This window comes from Staphylococcus sp. FSL W8-0304, assembly GCF_038006565.1.
Classification (GTDB): domain Bacteria; phylum Bacillota; class Bacilli; order Staphylococcales; family Staphylococcaceae; genus Staphylococcus; species Staphylococcus epidermidis.
Genome location: NZ_JBBOVL010000001.1, coordinates 1 through 20343 on the forward strand (window position 1 = coordinate 1; position 20343 = coordinate 20343).

Sequence of the window (20343 nt, forward strand, 5' to 3'; positions counted from 1 at the left end):
ATGTCAGAGAAAGAAATTTGGGATAAAGTTTTAGAAATTGCCCAGGAAAGAATTTCAAACACTAGTTATCAAACGTTCATAAAAGATACGCAACTCTACTCACTTAAAAATGACGAAGCCATTATATTAGTAAGTCTGCCTTTCAATGCGAGTTGGCTTAATCAGCGATATTCAGAAATTATGCAGGCTATTATTTATGATGTCATCGGTTATGAAGTGAAACCACATTTTATTTCTGAAGATGAACTTGCATCCTACAACAATGTAAATACACAAGAAGTTCAAGAACCCCAAGTACAACATTCTTCTATAGATGATAAGACTTGGGGAAAAGAACAATTTAATATGCACAATACATTCGATACATTTGTCATTGGACCTGGTAACCGTTTCCCACATGCTGCAAGTTTAGCTGTTGCAGAAGCACCGGCAGAAGCTTATAATCCATTATTTATATATGGAGGCGTAGGTCTAGGTAAAACACATTTAATGCATGCAATTGGGCACCATGTTCTTAGCAACAAACCTAATGCTAAAGTCATTTACACTTCTAGTGAGAAATTCACAAACGAATTTATTAAATCAATACGTGATAATGAAACTGAAGCATTTCGTGAAAAGTATCGTAAAATTGATGTTTTATTAATTGATGATATTCAATTCATTCAAAATAAAGAACAAACGCAAGAAGAGTTCTTCCATACTTTTAATGAATTACATCAAAATAATAAACAAATCGTTATTTCAAGTGATCGTCCACCAAAAGAAATTGCTAAGCTGGAAGACCGTCTACGTTCTCGTTTTGAGTGGGGACTAATAGTTGATATCACACCACCTGATTACGAAACAAGAATGGCAATATTACAAAAGAAAATTGAAGAAGAAAATCTTGATATTCCGCCAGAAGCTTTGAATTACATCGCCAACCAAATCCAATCAAATATTCGTGAACTTGAAGGCGCATTAACTCGACTTTTAGCGTACTCCAAATTACAAGGAAAACCTATTACAACCGAACTCACTGCAGAAGCGTTAAAAGATATCATTCAGTCACCTAAGTCTAAAAAGATTACAATTCAAGATATCCAAAAGATAGTTGGTCAATATTATAGTGTAAGAATTGAAGATTTTAGTGCCAAAAAACGTACAAAGTCAATTGCTTACCCACGACAAATAGCTATGTATCTATCTAGAGAATTAACTGATTTTTCATTACCTAAGATAGGTGAAGAATTTGGAGGTCGCGATCATACAACAGTTATCCATGCCCATGAAAAGATTGCAAATGATATCAAGTCTGATCCTACATTTAAGCAAGAAGTAGAAAACTTAGAAAAAGAAATTAGAAATCAGTAATGGGAAATAAATCCATATTGAATAAATTGAAAATTAGCAGATTGTAAACTGTCTTTTAGGGAATAATTACTATGTAAATCAATTCCTAAACACTTAAAAAGATGGGGAGTTGTCCCTCTGAATAAAAAATAGCAATTGTGGATAATGTGAAAAAATAATACACAACATACACAGTTTATCCACATGTGTATAACTGTGCTATTCGTAAGTTTTTTAGACTTATCCACCAATCCACAGTGCCTACTACTATTACTATGAATTTAAAACCTATATAATTATATATAAACGACTGGAAGGAGTTTAAATTTAATGATGGAATTCACAATTAAAAGAGATTATTTTATTAATCAACTTAACGACACATTAAAGGCTATCTCACCTAGAACAACTTTACCGATTTTAACAGGTATCAAAATTGATGCTAAAGAAAATGAAGTCATTTTAACTGGGTCAGATTCAGAAATATCAATAGAAATCACTATTCCAAAACAAGTTGATGGTGAAGAAATTGTTGAAATTACAGAAACAGGATCAGTTGTACTTCCTGGTCGTTTCTTCGTTGATATTATTAAAAAACTTCCTGGAAAAGAAGTTAAATTATCAACTAATGAACAATTCCAAACGTTAATCACATCAGGTCATTCAGAATTTAACTTAAGTGGCTTAGATCCTGATCAATACCCATTATTACCTGAGGTATCACGAGATGACGCTATTCAATTGTCAGTTAAGGTACTAAAAAATATCATTGCACAAACTAATTTTGCAGTGTCCACCTCAGAAACACGACCAGTACTTACTGGTGTAAACTGGCTTATACAAGATAATGAATTAATATGCACAGCAACAGATTCACACCGCTTAGCTGTAAGAAAGTTACAGTTAGAAGATGAATCAGAAAATAAAAATGTCATCATTCCTGGTAAAGCTTTATCTGAATTAAACAAAATTATGAGTGACAGCGACGAAGATATTGATATTTTCTTTGCTTCTAACCAAGTGTTATTCAGAGTGGGGAATATTAATTTCATCTCACGTTTACTTGAAGGTCATTATCCAGATACGACACGTTTATTCCCAGAAAATTATGAGATTAAATTAGGAATTAACAATGGAGACTTCTATCATGCAATTGATCGTGCATCTTTATTAGCACGTGAAGGTGGAAATAATGTTATTAAATTAAGTACAGGTAATGAATTAGTTGAACTTTCATCTACTTCTCCTGAAATTGGTACTGTTAAAGAAGAAGTTAACGCTAATGATGTAGAAGGCGGAAACTTGAAAATTTCTTTCAACTCAAAATACATGATGGATGCTTTAAAAGCCATTGATAATGATGAAGTAGAAGTAGAATTCTTTGGTACAATGAAACCATTTATCTTAAAACCAAAAGATGATGATTCTGTAACGCAATTAATTCTGCCTATTAGAACATATTAATAAAAATTAAAGTTACGATCGGATTAGATTGCTAAATCTCTTATACAAAGGAGCCTGTGCATTTGTTGCATAGGCTTTTTTATATTGATATCAAATCTCATTTCAAACATTCAAAGCTTAAAATAGACTAATGAGATAATTATCGTGAATGTAGAATTAATTTTAAATGTACTGAGCGCTTTTCATAGCAATAATAAATTATATTTGAGTATTTATTACCCTTGTGGAAAAAGTGTCCTAAAACCCCTTTAAATTTAAAATTCAGGTAAGTTTCTAAAATGATTGTAAGTAAATTATAAAATTTGTAGTAGCTTTTGATAAAATAAAATATATATCAAAGTAAACGATTTCATTCTTTATTTTAAATGAAATTCAAAGTAAAAAACGGTATAATATATTAATGACACATATAGAAACGGAGTGAGAAATTTTGGTTCAAGAAGTTGTTGTAGAAGGAAATATCACTTTAGGTCAATTTCTTAAAACTGAAGGAATCATAGAATCAGGTGGACAAGCTAAATGGTTTCTACAGGATTTTGAGGTTTTAATTAATGGACAACGTGAAACAAGACGTGGCAAAAAATTAGAACACAACGACCGCATTGATATTACAGATATCCCTGAAGATACGGGTTCCTTTTTAATCATCCATCAAGGTGAACAATGAAACTTAATACACTCCAATTAGAGAATTATCGTAACTATGAACAGGTGACATTAGATTGTCATCCCGAAGTGAATATCCTTATTGGTGAGAACGCACAAGGAAAGACAAATTTACTTGAATCAATTTATACCTTAGCGCTTGCTAAAAGTCATCGTACGTCAAATGATAAGGAACTCATACGTTTCAAGTCTGATTATGCTAAAATAGAGGGTGAGCTAAGTTATAGACATGGTACGATGCCGCTTACGATGTTTATAACTAAAAAAGGTAAGCAAGTTAAAGTAAATCATCTTGAGCAAAGCAGACTAACTCAATATATTGGACATTTAAATGTCGTCTTATTTGCGCCTGAAGATTTAAATATCGTTAAAGGTTCACCACAAATACGTCGACGATTCATAGATATGGAGTTAGGACAAATATCTGCTGTCTATTTGAATGATTTAGCTCAATATCAGCGTATTCTAAAGCAAAAGAACAATTACCTTAAACAGTTACAAATTGGGCAGAAGACAGATACAACAATGTTAGAAGTCTTAAACCAACAATTTGCTGAATATGCACTGAAGGTTACGTTACGTCGAGAGCACTTTATAAAGGAATTAGAAACACTTGCACAACCCATTCATGCAGGTATCACAAATGATCGAGAGACACTGACACTCGATTATGTTCCAAGTTTGAAGTTAAGTAATTATGAAGCCAATCAATCTGAGTTAATTGAAGAAGTATTAGCATTGTTAAATGACAATTTACAAAGAGAAAAAGAACGAGGCGTATGTCTCTATGGCCCACATCGTGATGACTTAAGTTTCAATGTAAATGGCATGGATGCTCAAACGTATGGTTCACAAGGTCAGCAACGTACAACTGCGCTGTCAATTAAGTTGGCAGAAATTGAATTAATGAATATTGAAGTAGGAGAATATCCAATCTTACTTTTAGATGATGTCTTGAGTGAGCTTGATGATTCACGTCAAACACATTTGTTAAGTACGATTCAACATAAAGTACAAACATTTGTGACAACTACGTCAGTTGAAGGAATAGATCATGAAATAATGAATAACGCTAAGTTATACCGTATTAGTCAAGGTGAAATACTAAAGTAACGAGAAAGTGATGGTGAATACATTGTCAGATGTAAACAACACAGATAATTATGGTGCTGGACAGATACAAGTTTTAGAAGGTCTCGAAGCGGTTCGTAAAAGACCGGGTATGTATATTGGTTCAACTTCAGAAAGAGGGTTGCACCATTTAGTATGGGAAATTGTTGATAATAGTATTGACGAGGCATTAGCAGGTTATGCTAGTCATATTGAAGTTGTAATTGAGAAAGACAATTGGATTAAAGTTACTGACAATGGCCGTGGTATTCCTGTTGATATTCAAGAAAAGATGGGACGCCCTGCTGTCGAAGTTATCTTAACTGTACTTCACGCTGGAGGTAAATTCGGAGGTGGCGGATACAAAGTATCTGGCGGTCTTCACGGTGTTGGATCTTCAGTTGTTAATGCACTCTCACAAGATCTTGAAGTTTATGTACATCGTAATGGCACGATTTATCATCAAGCCTATAAACAAGGTGTGCCACAATTTGATCTTAAAGAAATTGGCGATACAGATAAAACAGGTACAGCTATTCGATTCAAAGCCGATAAAGAAATCTTTACAGAGACAACAGTTTATAACTATGAAACACTTCAAAAGCGTATACGTGAGCTTGCTTTCTTAAATAAAGGTATTCAAATTACTTTAAAAGATGAAAGAGAAGAGGAAGTTAGAGAAGACTCATATCATTATGAAGGCGGGATTAAATCCTATGTAGATTTATTAAATGAGAATAAAGAACCTCTTCACGATGAACCTATATATATCCATCAGTCTAAAGACGATATTGAAGTGGAAATTGCACTTCAATATAACAGTGGATATGCAACCAACTTATTAACGTATGCGAATAATATTCATACATACGAGGGTGGTACGCATGAAGATGGCTTTAAACGTGCTTTAACACGCGTTTTAAATAGCTATGGTACGCAAAGTAAGATTATTAAAGAGGATAAAGATAGACTTTCAGGTGAAGATACACGAGAAGGTTTAACAGCAGTCGTATCAATTAAACATGGCGATCCTCAGTTTGAAGGACAAACAAAAACAAAATTAGGAAACTCTGAAGTACGTCAAGTTGTTGATAGATTATTTTCTGAACACTTTGAACGTTTCTTATATGAGAATCCATCTGTAGGACGCATTATTGTTGAAAAGGGTATTATGGCTTCACGCGCACGTGTGGCTGCCAAAAAAGCACGTGAAGTTACGCGTCGTAAATCAGCATTAGACGTTTCAAGCTTACCAGGTAAATTGGCAGATTGTTCTAGTAAGAACCCTGAAGAAAGTGAAATTTTCTTGGTAGAAGGTGACTCTGCCGGGGGGTCTACTAAATCTGGTCGTGATTCAAGAACACAAGCCATTTTACCTTTAAGAGGTAAAATTTTGAATGTGGAAAAAGCACGTTTAGATCGTATCTTAAACAATAACGAAATTCGTCAAATGATTACTGCATTTGGTACGGGTATTGGAGGAGAATTCGATATATCAAAAGCACGTTATCATAAAATCGTAATCATGACTGATGCCGATGTTGATGGTGCACATATACGTACGTTATTACTTACATTCTTCTATCGTTTCATGAGACCTTTAATTGAAGCGGGCTACGTTTATATTGCTCAGCCGCCTTTATATAAACTAACACAAGGAAAACAAAAATATTATGTATTTAACGATAGAGAACTAGACAAGTTGAAACAAGAATTAAACCCGTCACCAAAATGGTCAATTGCACGTTACAAAGGTCTTGGTGAAATGAACGCAGACCAATTATGGGAAACGACTATGAATCCTGAACATCGCTCTATGTTGCAAGTGAGACTTGAAGATGCAATTGATGCAGACCAAACATTTGAAATGTTAATGGGCGATGTAGTAGAAAATCGCAGACAATTTATCGAAGACAATGCAGTTTATGCCAACCTAGATTTCTAGACACTATGAACTGAACTTTTGAAGGAGGATCTCTTGATGGCTGAATTACCTCAATCAAGAATTAATGAACGAAATATAACCAGTGAAATGCGTGAATCATTCTTAGACTATGCTATGAGTGTTATCGTTTCTCGTGCATTACCTGATGTTAGAGACGGATTAAAGCCAGTACATCGTCGTATTCTTTATGGTTTAAATGAACAAGGTATGACGCCCGATAAACCTTATAAGAAATCTGCACGTATAGTCGGGGATGTCATGGGTAAATATCACCCTCATGGTGATTCTTCAATTTATGAAGCAATGGTAAGAATGGCCCAAGACTTTAGTTATCGTTATCCACTTGTAGATGGTCAAGGTAACTTTGGCTCTATGGATGGTGACGGGGCAGCCGCAATGCGTTATACCGAAGCACGTATGACTAAAATAACATTAGAACTTTTACGTGATATCAACAAAGACACAATTGATTTTATTGACAACTATGATGGTAATGAAAGAGAGCCGTCAGTCTTACCTGCACGTTTCCCTAACTTACTAGTAAATGGTGCGGCAGGAATTGCCGTAGGTATGGCTACAAATATTCCTCCCCACAATTTAACTGAAGTTATTGATGGTGTGCTCAGTTTAAGTAAGAATCCAGACATCACAATTAATGAGCTGATGGAAGACATCCAAGGTCCTGATTTTCCTACAGCCGGTTTAGTACTAGGGAAAAGTGGTATTCGTCGAGCTTATGAAACAGGTCGTGGGTCAATTCAAATGCGTTCTCGTGCTGAAATAGAAGAACGTGGTGGTGGCCGTCAACGTATTGTCGTAACGGAAATACCTTTCCAAGTCAATAAAGCGCGTATGATTGAAAAAATCGCAGAGTTAGTTAGAGATAAGAAAATCGACGGTATTACAGATTTACGTGATGAAACAAGTTTGCGTACAGGTGTAAGAGTAGTTATTGATGTACGTAAAGATGCAAATGCGAGTGTTATTTTAAATAATTTATATAAACAAACGCCATTACAAACATCATTTGGTGTGAATATGATTGCTTTAGTGAATAGTAGACCTAAACTAATCAATTTAAAAGAAGCACTTATCCATTACTTAGAACACCAAAAAACAGTGGTTAGACGACGTACTGAATATAATCTTAAAAAAGCAAGAGACCGTGCCCATATTCTAGAAGGTTTACGAATAGCACTAGATCATATTGATGAAATTATCACAACAATTCGTGAATCGGACACTGATAAAATTGCGATGGCAAGTTTACAAGAGCGTTTTAAACTAACTGAACGTCAAGCTCAAGCAATTTTAGATATGCGTTTAAGACGTTTAACTGGATTAGAAAGAGATAAAATAGAATCTGAGTATAATGAACTTCTAGAATATATTAAAGAGTTAGAAGAGATTTTAGCTGATGAAGAAGTACTATTACAATTAGTTCGTGATGAATTGACTGAAATTAAAGAACGTTTCGGCGATGAACGTCGCACTGAAATTCAATTAGGTGGTCTAGAAGATCTTGAAGATGAAGACTTAATCCCTGAAGAACAAATTGTTATTACATTAAGTCATAATAACTATATTAAACGTTTACCAGTATCTACATATCGTTCTCAAAATCGTGGTGGTCGTGGCATACAAGGTATGAACACGTTGGATGAGGACTTCGTTAGTCAATTGGTAACAATGAGTACACATGATCATGTTCTGTTCTTTACGAATAAAGGTCGTGTATATAAACTCAAAGGTTATGAAGTTCCTGAGTTGTCACGTCAATCCAAAGGCATACCTATTATTAATGCGATTGAACTCGAAAATGACGAAACAATAAGTACGATGATTGCAGTTAAAGACCTTGAAAGTGAAGAAGATTATCTCGTATTCGCGACAAAACAAGGTATCGTTAAACGTTCATCATTAAGTAACTTCTCCCGTATTAACAAAAACGGTAAAATTGCAATTAACTTTAAAGAAGATGATGAATTAATTGCAGTACGTCTAACAACAGGTAATGAAGATATTCTTATTGGAACTGCACATGCATCATTAATTAGATTTTCTGAATCTACATTACGCCCATTAGGCCGTACAGCAGCAGGTGTGAAAGGTATTTCTCTACGTGAAGGGGATACTGTCGTTGGTCTTGATGTTGCAGATTCAGAAAGTGAAGATGAAGTATTAGTAGTTACTGAAAATGGTTACGGTAAACGTACACCTGTTAGCGAATATCGTTTATCAAATCGTGGTGGTAAAGGAATCAAAACTGCGACAATTACCGAGCGTAATGGTAACATCGTTTGTATCACAACTGTAACCGGTGAAGAGGATTTAATGGTTGTAACTAACGCTGGTGTTATTATTCGTCTTGACGTTCATGATATTTCTCAAAATGGACGTGCAGCACAAGGTGTACGCCTTATGAAACTCGGAGATGGTCAATTTGTTTCTACTGTTGCTAAAGTAAACGAAGAAGACGATAATGAGGAAAATGCAGATGAAGCGCAACAATCTACTACTACTGAAACAGCAGATGTAGAAGAGGTAGTGGATGATCAGACACCAGGCAATGCGATTCATACAGAAGGTGATGCAGAAATGGAATCTGTAGAATCTCCTGAAAATGATGATCGTATTGATATCAGACAAGATTTTATGGATAGAGTGAATGAAGATATCGAGAGTGCTTCAGATAATGAAGAAGATAGTGATGAATAATTAAAAAGGGAGTAAGACAGAAACATAGGGTTCGTTGTTCTGCCCGGAACTCTTAATTAAACTATCTGTAGATTTTATGAACAAAAGTTTATATAAGGAAGTCGGACTAGAGTGATAATGAGGTTATTTTCTAACTCAGTCATCGACGCCCAATATGCTAAAATGCATGAGACATAGCAATATGCCTCATGCATTTTTTAATTTCTTGTTTATATTAAATTGATTTGTCCTTTATGACTTCTGTAGCACCATGCATCGAGGATAAATGAATAATCATTTTCATACATTTAGACCCCCTTCAATAGAGAGTGTCTAAAATGTAACTGTCCCTCTCAACAATGTACCTTCTCAATTTACCAGTACTGATAAGCACAGTAATTAATTCTGATATCTGTTAACCTTCAAGTTGTTTCATCACATACGGAATTTCACTAATTAGACGTGAAGGTGGAACAACATACATTGTGTCAGATAATTTTTCACCGATAAAACTATGCATGTAAGTTGCACTTGTAACAGCTTCTTTAAAGTTATCAAATTGGCCTACGAAACTTGTAATCATGCCCGCAAGTGTATCGCCCATACCACCTGTAGCCATAGCAGGTGTGCCAATAGGTAATTTATAGACATCATCATTGCAGAAATAGATTTCCGTACCATGTTGTTTTAATACTACTGTCGCGCCAATACGTTCTACCGCTTCAAGATTGCGTTCATATGTTTGTTCTTCAATAGGTATACCGCTCAAACGCTCCCATTCCTTTTGATGTGGTGTGAATATAACACGACATGTAGGAATTTGAGGTTTCAACTTACTGAATATTGTTATAGCATCTCCGTCAACAATTAAATTTTGATGAGGTTGTATATTTTGAAGTAAAAACGTGATGGCATTGTTACCTTTGAAATCTACTCCAAGACCTGGACCGATAAGGATACTATCAGTTGCTTCAATCATTTTTGTAAGCATTTTAGTATCATTAATATCTATAACCATCGCCTCAGGACAACGAGAATGTAGCGCAGCATGATTATTTGGATGTGTTGCTACAGTAATGAGTCCACTTCCACTATAAACGCAAGCGCGTGCAGCAAGCATGATTGCGCCCCCCATATTAGCAGATCCACCGATTAATAAAATTTTACCATAGTCACCTTTATGTGTTTCGTCTTTTCTTATAGGAATATTAACAGAATCTAACGTTTTCATAACGACATAACCTCCCATAACATGTTATTTCTTAAAATGTTGCAAGTCTTATGTTTGCTTTTATTTCACGAATCTTTTTATTTATTTCAAACAATTGTTTACATGTGATTTTAAATCATCTCTTCTAAATACAATTAAGAATACTATACCTGTATCTGACATTCGTCAATAGTTAAATGAAACTCTTTTTACATCGTCATGTATCATTCATTATTTTAGTAGACCGATAGCATAATGTAGCAGTTTTATTTATTTAATTAAAAATATTAAATGGAAATAGAACGTAAGGTGACATTCCAAGCAGTTGATTATAATAATGTTGAAATTCTCTCGCCGCTCATCCGAGAAAAATTGTATGTATATCGTCACAATATATCTACTATTACACAGGACAAGATATTCAGTTTCAACAAGTTGTAGAAGCGGGACACAAATGATTTAAAAAGTGTTGCATATAAGCACATCTAAATATGACGTAATTGTTGCAAATTTAAAATAACTTGAAATATGATAATGACTTTGCTATATTAAAATTAAGTTAATAAAGTATTGTTCGTAGGACAAGTAGCATAGATAGTTCGATTTCAGAGAGCTTGTGGTAAGTGAGAACAAGTAATCGACATTCATGTGAATCTACCTACTGTATGTGAACAATCGGTAATAACCGTTATTTTAGTTAAGCGCAATTTGAGGTAAATGGTTTTAATTTACTTGAAATTGTTAAATAGGGTGGCAACGCGTAGACCACGTCCCTTGTCTGGGATGTGGTCTTTTTTTATTGTTTTATCACACGAAGTCATCCATAAAATTGAATATATTTTATTTGGGAAAGGATGAAGGTTACATGTTAGACATTCGTTTATTTAGAAATGAACCTGAGAAAGTGAAGAGCAAAATTGAATTAAGAGGCGACGATCCTAAAGTTGTCGACCAAGTTTTAGAATTAGATGAACAACGCCGTGAATTAATCAGTAAAACTGAAGAGATGAAGGCGAAAAGAAATAAAGTGAGCGAAGAAATAGCTCAAAAGAAACGTAATAAAGAAGATGCTGATGACGTCATTGCTGAGATGCGTCATTTAGGTGATGAAATTAAAGATATCGATAATCAACTTAATGAAGTAGATAATAAAATTAGAGATATCTTAATTCGTATTCCTAACTTAATTAATGAAGACGTACCTCAAGGTGCTTCTGATGAAGAAAACGTTGAAGTTAAAAAATGGGGTACGCCACGTGATTTTGAATTTGAACCTAAAGCGCATTGGGATTTAGTTGAAGAATTAAAAATGGCTGACTTTGAACGTGCTGCTAAAGTATCTGGTGCGCGTTTCGTATACTTAACTAAAGATGGCGCATTACTTGAACGTGCTTTAATGAACTACATGTTGACAAAACATACAACGCAACATGGTTACACTGAAATGATGACACCACAATTAGTGAATGCTGATACAATGTTTGGCACAGGTCAATTACCTAAATTTGAAGAAGATTTATTTAAAGTTGAAAAAGAAGGTTTATATACGATTCCAACTGCAGAAGTACCTTTAACAAACTTCTATAGAGATGAAATTATTCAACCAGGTGTACTACCTGAATTATTTACAGCTCAAACTGCATGTTTCCGTAGTGAAGCAGGATCAGCTGGTAGAGATACAAGAGGGTTAATTCGTTTACATCAATTTGATAAAGTTGAAATGGTTCGTATTGTACAACCTGAAGATTCTTGGAATGCTTTAGAAGAAATGACACAAAATGCTGAAGCTATTCTTGAAGAATTAGATTTACCATACCGTCGTGTTATCTTATGTACTGGCGATATTGGTTTCAGTGCTAGTAAAACATATGATTTAGAAGTTTGGTTACCAAGTTACAATGATTATAAAGAAATCAGTTCTTGCTCTAACTGTACTGATTTCCAAGCACGTCGCGCAAATATCCGATTCAAACGTGATGCTGCTTCTAAACCAGAATTAGTCCACACATTAAATGGTAGTGGTTTAGCTGTAGGTCGTACATTTGCAGCCATCGTTGAAAACTATCAAAACGAAGATGGTACATTAACAATTCCTGAAGCATTAGTACCATTTATGGGTGGCAAAACTAAAATTGAAAAACCAATCAAATAATCATATAAACTTAACTAGATGATTACAATATTATAAAGTTATTTAACTGTCGATAAGGTTCTATAAACTTATCGGCAGTTTTTTATGTATAAAGACAAAATTGTTATTTTTATATTCAATTAGGAATGGATGTCTAAAATAACTTAAAATAATTTTGGCGATTTAAAATGCTGATATAACAGATTTTTATAGATACGGTTGTCTGACGTCACACAAACGTATGTCTAAAAATAGTAAAAATTTATTGTCATAGATTGAGTTATAAAATCATGAAAATAATACATGAAGTAGCAAGTATTTATCTTTTAGAGAACGCCTGTAAAAATATAAAATAGTGGAAATTGATTTTTAAAACGTTGTTATTCATATTCAAAATATTTAACTGAGTTTGTCAAACAACGTTTATTTCTATATAACCATAAAATAATATCATAAAGAAGCTATATGAAATTCGAAGTTTAATTCCAATGTTTCATATAGCTCCTATTCTAAATATTAATATTTAATAATTAAATGTATCAATCGTCCTATTCATTTGATGCGTAGCCAGAAAGTGGATAATGATCTGAGTAGTCATTGTATTTGTATGTTTTTCCCCAAGATTTCACGGACCATTCTGGTGACTTCACTCTATGTGTATCATTATGCCATGAGCTTGGTTGTGCATGGTCACGATCTAATAAAATATAATCTAAGTGTTGAGGTTCTAATTTAGGATAATTGTATTTCGCAATACTATTACTGCTAGTATCCCAACTATATGCATTACCATCGAATTGAGTAGGTAACGAAACATTTAAGTTATTTGCCATTTGTTGATATTCTTCTGAATCTTTAATGACATTTAAGTCACCACCGATATAGACGGGTTCATTTTTAGGGATATTCTTGTCTTTGATAAATTGTTTAATTTCACTCATTTGACTCTGTCTAATGTCTTTATCTTTTCCTTTAAAGCATGTTGGATCTTCAGCTTGTAGATGTGTTCCGATAATATGGTGGTATTTGCCATTCTTATTAATTTTAATGTAGGCAAAGCCTTTATTACCGGCCATATCAGCCCCACAGCCTTTTTTATAAATATGTTGTTCTTGTTGTACGATAGGCCATTTACTCACAATACCAACGCCACCGCTTACTTTTTTAATTTTTCTATAAGTACCAGAAGTATTTTGCCAACCTTCTGTACCTTTACCAACGATAGGTGTTTGATAAGGATACTGTGAATGTAAACGTGCTAACAATCTTTTTGATGCTTTTTTATCAAATAATTCATTTAGAATCACGACATCTTGATTTTGAATGTAATCTGCTTTTGAAATTAAATCAGCGCGCTGAGATTGTCCCCAGTTAGGGTAGATAGCAGTAGGTAAGAAATACACGTTATGTGTAGTGATTTTAAGACTGTCTTTATAATCACGTTCACTCGCATATGTGATAGTCGAAAATACTAAAAATAAACTACTTAAAACCAACAAAGTAGTTAGTATACATTTACGTTGCCAATTCAATATTGTTACACCTCGTTTCATTTGATGGTGTGATTATATCAAACTAAATTAAGTATCTTTTGAAAATTACTATTTCTAAATAAAATTTTAATAAAAAATTAAAAATCAATGATGTTTTAAAGAGTTGCAAAAGTTCAGTCACTATTATTTTTTGATAATCTTTAAAAGTAATGTTGTAAACATTTTGATTTTAAAGGATAGAAGTTGGAAAGAGGGTCTAAAAACAAGAAAGAAAATTCTGAAAAATAAAACTCTTATATATTAGCTTTTTTAGACCACGGTATGTATGACGGCACACATACCGGCCTTTAAATATATTGAATAAAGTAATTAAGTATATTAGACTGATTTTATTATTTTATTGGAGAGACTGGGGCTGATAATATGACTCACCTTACGTTTAAGCAAGGTGTGAAAGAGTGTATTCCTACGTTACTTGGATATGCAGGTGTAGGACTATCATTTGGAATTGTGGCAGCCTCCCAAAATTTCAGTGTTTTAGAAATTATATTATTGTGTCTGATTATTTATGCCGGTGCAGCCCAATTTATTATTTGTACATTAGTGATTGCAGACACTCCTATTTCTGCAATTGTGCTTACAACACTTATCGTTAACTCTCGAATGTTCTTATTAAGTATGACTTTAGCACCTAATTATAAGCAATATGGATTTTGGAATAGGGTAGGGCTTGGAACGTTATTAACAGATGAAACTTTTGGAGTTGCTATAACACCATATGTTAAAGGTGAAAAAATTAACGATCGATGGCTACACGGACTAAATATTACTGCTTACCTATTTTGGACTGTTTCCTGTGTAATCGGCGCCATTTTCGGAGAGTATATTTCAAATCCTGATGCGCTTGGTCTAGACTTTGCCATTACCGCAATGTTTATTTTTTTATGTATATCTCAATTTGAAGGTATTAAGAAATCACGATTGAGAATATATATTGTACTCATTGTATGTGTGATTGTGATGATGATTCTTTTAAGTTCAATTCTACCTTCATACGTAGCAATATTGATAGCCGCAATAGTTGCTGCATTGTTAGGGGTGATGATGGAAAAATGACGACAGATTTACATACATTAGTACTTATTGTTTTATGTGGCGTGGTCACATTACTCGTTCGTGTTATTCCATTTGTTATGATATCGCGTGTCAACTTACCAGCAATTGTAATTAAATGGCTTTCTTTTATTCCTATCACTTTATTTACAGCTCTTATTATAGATGGTGTAATTCAACAACATGATCATACATTTGGTTATACGCTTAATTTACCTTATATTATTGCAATCGTACCAACTGTGATGCTCGCTATTTTCACACGTAGTCTAACAGTGACAATTCTCGGAGGTATATTTGTCATTGCTTGCTTACGTTTAATCTTTTAATCTTTGAAAATCATTGAACTTACAGAAAAAATTAGTTAAGATTAAAATAATTAGAAAATTTAGACTATTCGAGACGAAATGCATATCTACATCACAATACAATTAAATTACCTAACCTTATTTTGAGAAGCTGAGGGATTTGGCCCATAGAAGCTTCAGCAACCGACTTTAAATAGCACGGTGCTAATACCAACGAGCAACTCGAATGATAAGTACGATAAGTGCCTTTACATCATTTGAGTAAGGCACTTTTTTAGTTGAAGGAGGTATGGAACTATTATGACGAATTACACGGTTAATACATTAGAACTAGGTGAGTTTATAACTGAATCTGGTGAAACGATTGATCATTTACGTCTACGTTATGAACATGTAGGACTTCCTGGTCAACCCCTTGTCGTTGTTTGCCATGCACTTACTGGCAATCATTTAACATACGGCACGGATGCGCAACCTGGCTGGTGGCGAGAAATCATTGATGGTGGTTACATTCCAGTTCATGATTATCAATTTCTTACATTCAATGTCATTGGAAGTCCATTTGGTTCAAGTTCTAAATTAAATGATGACAACTTCCCAGAACATTTAACATTGAGGGATATTGTTAGAGCTATTGAGTTAGGTATACAAGCATTAGAATTTAAGAAGATTAATATTCTCATTGGAGGCAGTTTAGGTGGTATGCAAGCGATGGAATTGCTTTATAATCGTCAATTCGAGGTGGAAAAAGCAATCATATTAGCCGCTACTGATAAAACGTCCTCCTATAGTCGTGCTTTTAACGAGATTGCAAGACAAGCTATACATATAGGTGGTAAAGAAGGTTTAAGTATCGCACGTCAACTCGGCTTTCTCACGTATCGATCGTCTAAAAGTTATGATCAACGTTTTACACCAGATGAAGTAGTGAGCTATCAACAACATCAAGGTGATAAGTTCAAAGAATATTTCGATTTAAATTGTTATTTAACACTGCTAGACGTCTTAGATAGTCACCATTTAGATAGAGGGAGAGATGATGTTGATGAAGTCTTTCAGTCGTTGGAAACGAAAGTACTAACAATGGGCTTTATTGACGATTTGCTTTATCCTGATGATCAAGTGAGAGCTTTAGGAGAACGTTTTAAATATCATCGTCATTTCTTCGTACCAGATAATGTAGGACATGATGGTTTTCTTCTAAATTTTAATGATTGGGCGCCTAATTTATATCATTTCTTAAACTTGAAACAATTCCGACGTAAATAGTAAAGTTTTATAATAGAACACAATCCCCATGAGCACACATAAGAAATACTAAACAGTGCAGAGTAGGTAAATTTTTCTTTGGCATGAAAATAGTCATACAAAGAATTATATAAGCAAAGTTTATTTCATATGTCGTATCTATGCATAAACCTATCACTGGTAGTATGGCTTTACTTTATTGTTAAATTTTAGCAAAGAGGTTAAAATAGGAGTTATAGTCAAAAAGTATGGGAGTGGCGTATGTGTTTTCAAAAATACAACCTAAAGCAACTATTTTAGCAATTATTTCATTATTAGTAGTCGCTTTAGCAACACATGTATTACCTGTTCTCGGCTTGATTTTATGTTTATTTGCAACGATTCCCGGTATTGTTTTGTGGAATCGTTCCATACAATCATTCGGAATTAGCGCATTAGTAACAGTTGTACTTACAACATTATTAGGTAATACATTTGTCTTAAGTATGATGGTCTTAATCTTATTATTAAGTGCGATTATCGGACAATTACTTAAGGAAAGAACATCTAAAGAACGAATTCTTTATATTTCAACAGCTTCATTAAGTTTAGTTACACTTATTGGATGGATGTTATTACAAACATTCGATAAAATTCCGACGGCAGCTGTATTAATTAAGCCTTTTAAAAATGCAATGCATGAGGCTTTCTTAACAAGTGGAATCGATTCAAACTATAGACAGATTCTTGAGGAAAGTTTCCGACAAATGACGGTCCAACTCCCTAGTTTTCTAATTATAGTTATTTTCATTTTTGTCTTAATTAATCTGATTATTACATTTCCAATTTTACGTAAATTTAAAGTAGCAACACCTATTTTTAAACCTTTATTCGCATGGCAAATGAGCCGTAATTTACTATGGTTTTATCTTATAGTACTTATTTGTGTCATGATTGCAAGTGAACCAAGTACGTTCCAAAGTATCGTGTTAAACTTTGATGTTGTGTTATCATTAGTGATGTACATCCAAGGATTAAGTGTCATTCACTTCTTTGGTAAAGCTAAAAGATGGTCGAACTTCGCAACAATTCTTGTTATGGTAGTAGGGACACTTCTTACACCGGCAACGCATATTGTTGCATTACTTGGGGTAATAGATTTATGTATTAATTTAAAGAAAATAATAAAAAAATGATGATTAAAAAGTGATTAGAGGTGGAAGAATGAACCGTCAATCCACTAAAAAAGCTTTGCTCATACCGTTTATTTTAATGGTACTCACTGCCATAGCACTTGTCATCGTTTGGTTTATTTTTAACCAACTAGTGGCAGGTATTGCTACAGCTATACTTATTGTGATGATTATTATTAGTGGCGTGTTATTGAGAAAAGCATTTCTAAAAATGGATAATTATGTGGATGATTTAAGTGGTCACATCTCGGCAAGTAGTAATAAGGCGATTAAGCACTTGCCTATAGGGATGATTGTGTTAGATGAAGATAATCACATTGAGTGGATGAACCAATTTATGACAGATCACATTGAAACGAATGTGATTTCTGAAAATGTCAATGAAGTCTTCCCTAACATATTAAAACAACTGGAAAAAGTTCAAGAAGTAGAAATAGAAAACAAAAATTATTACTATCATGTACGATATTCAGAAAACGAGCATTGTTTATACTTCTTTGATATGACTGAAACTGAACGTACAAACGAACTATATGAAGATTCAAAACCGATTATTGCAACAATATTTTTAGATAATTACGATGAAATCACTCAAAATATGAACGATACACAACGTTCTGAAATTAACTCTATGGTGACACGTGTGATTAGTCGTTGGGCACAGGATTACAATATTTACTTCAAACGTTACAACTCAGATCAATTTGTAGCTTACTTTAACCAAAAAATATTGGCTGAACTAGAAGATTCTAATTTTGAAATCTTAAGCCAATTAAGAGAAAAGAGTGTGGGTTACCGCGCACAACTAACTTTAAGTATTGGTGTAGGTGAAGGCACTGAGAACCTTATTGATTTAGGTGAATTATCACAATCTGGTTTAGACCTCGCGTTAGGTCGTGGTGGTGACCAAGTTGCAATTAAGAATATGAACGGCAATGTAAGATTCTATGGTGGTAAGACTGACCCTATGGAAAAACGTACGCGTGTACGTGCGCGTGTGATTTCACATGCCCTCAAAGATATTCTTACTGAAGGCGATAAAGTTATCGTTATGGGACATAAGCGACCAGATTTAGATGCTATAGGTGCAGCTATCGGAGTTTCGCGCTTTGCATCAATGAATAATTTAGAGGCATTTATCGTTCTTAATGATTCTGATATTGATCCGACATTACGTCGTGTTATGGATGAGATTGATAAGAAACCGGAACTAAAAGAACGCTTTGTAACATCAGATGAGGCTTGGGATATGATGACTTCTAAGACGACTGTCGTTGTTGTAGATACACATAAACCTGAAATGGTCTTAGATGAAAATGTCTTAAATAAAGCAAACCGCAAAGTAGTCATTGATCATCATAGACGTGGCGAAAGCTTTATTTCAAATCCATTACTTGTGTATATGGAACCTTACGCTAGCTCAACTGCTGAGCTCGTAACGGAATTACTAGAATATCAACCAACTGAACAGAGATTGACTCGTTTAGAATCAACTGTTATGTATGCAGGTATTATAGTAGATACAAGAAACTTTACGTTAAGAACAGGTTCCAGAACTTTTGATGCCGCAAGTTATTTACGTGCACATGGCGCTGATACAATCTTAACGCAGCATTTCTTAAAAGATGATGTCGATACGTATATCAATCGTTCAGAATTGATAAGAACAGTTAAGATACAAGATCAAGGTGTAGCCATTGCACATGGTTCAGATGATAAAATTTATCATCCTGTAACGGTTGCACAAGCTGCCGACGAGTTGTTAAGTTTAGAAGGCATTGAAGCATCTTATGTAGTAGCTAAACGTGAAGACAACCTAATCGGTATCTCAGCACGTTCATTAGGTTCCATAAATGTTCAATTAACAATGGAAGCGTTAGGTGGCGGTGGCCATCTGACAAATGCTGCGACACAAATAAAAGGTGCGACAATAGATGAAGCAATAGAACAATTACAACAAGCAATTACAGAACAAATGAGTAGGAGTGAAGACGCATGAAAGTAATTTTCACACAAGATGTTAAAGGTAAAGGTAAAAAAGGCGAAGTTAAAGATGTACCAGTAGGTTACGCAAATAACTTCTTACTTAAAAATAAATATGCTGTAGAAGCAACTCCTGGTAACTTAAAACAATTAGAACAGCAAAATAAACGTGCAGCAGCAGATAGACAACAAGAAATCGATGATGCAAAAGCACTTAAAGAACAGTTAAAAGATATCGAAGTTGAAGTATCAGCTAAAACAGGTGAAGGTGGCAAACTATTTGGTTCAATCAGTACGAAACAAATTGCCGAAGCGCTAAAAAAACAACATGATATTAAAATCGACAAACGTAAAATGGACTTACCACATGGTATTCACGCACTAGGATATACTAACGTTCCAGTGAAATTAGACAAAGAAGTCGAAGGTACAATCCGTGTGCACACTGTAGAACAATAATTTAAAGAT

At 34.1% G+C, this 20343-nt stretch carries 15 protein-coding genes, 1 riboswitch and 1 other annotated feature; of the genes, 13 read left to right on the forward strand and 2 right to left on the reverse strand.

The window, feature by feature from the left end; genetic code table 11:
- The 6 genes from dnaA to gyrA form a co-directional block, all read left to right on the forward strand.
- Positions 1-1356: chromosomal replication initiator protein DnaA (gene dnaA, locus NST35_RS00005; RefSeq protein WP_001831814.1), on the forward strand; the 1356-nt coding region annotated here is incomplete at its 5' end.
- 309 nt (positions 1357-1665) lie between these two features.
- Entirely contained in the window at positions 1666-2799 is a 1134-nt protein-coding gene (dnaN, locus tag NST35_RS00010; protein WP_001831813.1) for a DNA polymerase III subunit beta, read from the forward strand.
- A 430-nt stretch (positions 2800-3229) separates the two neighbouring features.
- On the forward strand, positions 3230-3466 hold the full coding sequence (yaaA, locus tag NST35_RS00015) for a S4 domain-containing protein YaaA (RefSeq protein WP_001831806.1): 237 nt from the start codon (positions 3230-3232) through the stop codon (positions 3464-3466).
- A complete protein-coding gene (gene recF / locus NST35_RS00020) occupies positions 3463-4578 on the forward strand; it encodes a DNA replication/repair protein RecF (RefSeq protein WP_002437307.1) in 1116 nt (371 codons plus the stop codon). Before yaaA ends, recF begins: the two co-directional genes overlap by 4 nt.
- Before the next feature lie 10 nt (positions 4579-4588).
- Positions 4589-6520 (forward strand): DNA topoisomerase (ATP-hydrolyzing) subunit B, encoded by a 1932-nt coding sequence (gene gyrB, locus NST35_RS00025; RefSeq protein WP_001831817.1) that lies wholly within the window; start codon positions 4589-4591, stop codon positions 6518-6520.
- A gap of 36 nt (positions 6521-6556) precedes the next feature.
- Positions 6557-9238: a DNA gyrase subunit A gene (gene gyrA, locus NST35_RS00030; protein ID WP_010959373.1), complete on the forward strand. Its 2682-nt coding sequence runs from the start codon at positions 6557-6559 to the stop codon at positions 9236-9238.
- Positions 9239-9632: 394 nt separating this feature from the next.
- Here the strand turns inward: gyrA and NST35_RS00035 are convergent, their stop codons facing one another.
- Positions 9633-10448, reverse strand: a complete 816-nt coding sequence (locus NST35_RS00035) for an NAD(P)H-hydrate dehydratase (RefSeq protein ID WP_001831762.1) — start codon at positions 10446-10448, stop codon at positions 9633-9635.
- Positions 10449-10990: 542 nt separating this feature from the next.
- Positions 10991-11205: a binding site (T-box leader), on the forward strand.
- 87 nt (positions 11206-11292) lie between these two features.
- Between NST35_RS00035 and serS the strand changes: the two genes are divergently transcribed.
- A complete protein-coding gene (gene serS / locus NST35_RS00040) occupies positions 11293-12579 on the forward strand; it encodes a serine--tRNA ligase (protein ID WP_002458518.1) in 1287 nt (428 codons plus the stop codon).
- A gap of 527 nt (positions 12580-13106) precedes the next feature.
- Here the strand turns inward: serS and sph are convergent.
- Entirely contained in the window at positions 13107-14090 is a 984-nt protein-coding gene (sph, locus tag NST35_RS00045; protein ID WP_002458517.1) for a sphingomyelin phosphodiesterase, read from the reverse strand.
- Between the two features lie 384 nt (positions 14091-14474).
- On the opposite strand from sph, the gene NST35_RS00050 reads away from it, so the two are divergent.
- The 6 genes from NST35_RS00050 (at position 14475) to rplI (ending at position 20334) form a co-directional block, all read left to right on the forward strand.
- Positions 14475-15167 carry an AzlC family ABC transporter permease gene (locus NST35_RS00050; protein WP_002458516.1) on the forward strand — a complete coding sequence of 231 codons (693 nt, stop codon included), beginning with the start codon at positions 14475-14477 and terminating at the stop codon, positions 15165-15167.
- On the forward strand, positions 15164-15493 hold the full coding sequence (locus NST35_RS00055; RefSeq protein ID WP_002447636.1) for an AzlD domain-containing protein: 330 nt from the start codon (positions 15164-15166) through the stop codon (positions 15491-15493). The genes NST35_RS00050 and NST35_RS00055 overlap by 4 nt, the downstream gene beginning before the upstream one ends.
- Positions 15494-15607: 114 nt before the next feature.
- A riboswitch (SAM riboswitch) is annotated at positions 15608-15708 on the forward strand.
- Positions 15709-15772: 64 nt separating this feature from the next.
- Entirely contained in the window at positions 15773-16741 is a 969-nt protein-coding gene (gene metX, locus NST35_RS00060; protein ID WP_001831747.1) for a homoserine O-acetyltransferase MetX, read from the forward strand.
- Positions 16742-16968: 227 nt separating this feature from the next.
- A complete protein-coding gene (locus tag NST35_RS00065; protein WP_340747214.1) occupies positions 16969-17895 on the forward strand; it encodes a YybS family protein in 927 nt (308 codons plus the stop codon).
- Positions 17896-17923: 28 nt separating this feature from the next.
- A complete protein-coding gene (locus NST35_RS00070; protein WP_340747215.1) occupies positions 17924-19891 on the forward strand; it encodes a DHH family phosphoesterase in 1968 nt (655 codons plus the stop codon).
- Positions 19888-20334 (forward strand): 50S ribosomal protein L9, encoded by a 447-nt coding sequence (gene rplI / locus NST35_RS00075; RefSeq protein ID WP_002447632.1) that lies wholly within the window; start codon positions 19888-19890, stop codon positions 20332-20334. Before NST35_RS00070 ends, rplI begins: the two co-directional genes overlap by 4 nt.
- Positions 20335-20343 lie beyond the last annotated feature (9 nt).

Coding starts and splice junctions, on each gene's coding strand:
- dnaN (WP_001831813.1), top strand. CDS start 1,666: ATGATGGAATTCACAATTAAAAGAGATTATTTTATTAATCAACTTAAC.
- recF (WP_002437307.1), top strand. CDS start 3,463: ATGAAACTTAATACACTCCAATTAGAGAATTATCGTAACTATGAACAG.
- gyrB (WP_001831817.1), top strand. CDS start 4,589: ATGGTGAATACATTGTCAGATGTAAACAACACAGATAATTATGGTGCT.
- gyrA (WP_010959373.1), top strand. CDS start 6,557: ATGGCTGAATTACCTCAATCAAGAATTAATGAACGAAATATAACCAGT.
- NST35_RS00035 (WP_001831762.1), bottom strand. CDS start 10,448: ATGAAAACGTTAGATTCTGTTAATATTCCTATAAGAAAAGACGAAACA.
- serS (WP_002458518.1), top strand. CDS start 11,293: ATGTTAGACATTCGTTTATTTAGAAATGAACCTGAGAAAGTGAAGAGC.
- NST35_RS00050 (WP_002458516.1), top strand. CDS start 14,475: ATGACTCACCTTACGTTTAAGCAAGGTGTGAAAGAGTGTATTCCTACG.
- NST35_RS00055 (WP_002447636.1), top strand. CDS start 15,164: ATGACGACAGATTTACATACATTAGTACTTATTGTTTTATGTGGCGTG.
- metX (WP_001831747.1), top strand. CDS start 15,773: ATGACGAATTACACGGTTAATACATTAGAACTAGGTGAGTTTATAACT.
- NST35_RS00065 (WP_340747214.1), top strand. CDS start 16,969: ATGGGAGTGGCGTATGTGTTTTCAAAAATACAACCTAAAGCAACTATT.
- NST35_RS00070 (WP_340747215.1), top strand. CDS start 17,924: ATGAACCGTCAATCCACTAAAAAAGCTTTGCTCATACCGTTTATTTTA.
- rplI (WP_002447632.1), top strand. CDS start 19,888: ATGAAAGTAATTTTCACACAAGATGTTAAAGGTAAAGGTAAAAAAGGC.